General features: G+C 44.4%; 1 protein-coding gene. It reads right to left on the bottom strand.

Features of this window, described 5'->3' with window-relative positions; genetic code table 11:
* The coding region (locus tag Q5762_RS39755) for a PTS transporter subunit EIIC (RefSeq protein ID WP_315897191.1) at window positions 1–234 on the bottom strand (234 nt) is incomplete at both ends.

Here is a 234-nt window from a genome sequence, read left to right as displayed (position 1 = left end):
CGGTCAAGGGTTTTACAAAACCAATCACGGTCGCAAAGTAACCAATTAAAGCTCCGATAACAGGGCTGAGGACAAAGGGAATCATCATCGGTAGGTTAAAGACGATTGGAAAACCGAAAATGATGGGCTCATTGATTTCAAAAAGGCCAGGTCCGACCGACAGGCGGATGATATCTTGGAAGGGTTTGTACTTAATAAAGAGAATGACCAAAATAATCAGGGCGAAGGTTCCCC

Origin of the sequence: Streptomyces sp. P9(2023) (genome assembly GCF_032436795.1) — a bacterium.
Taxonomy (GTDB): domain Bacteria; phylum Actinomycetota; class Actinomycetes; order Streptomycetales; family Streptomycetaceae; genus Streptomyces.
Note: the sequence above shows the minus strand (reverse complement) of the source record. Positions and strands in the feature narration are given on the sequence as shown.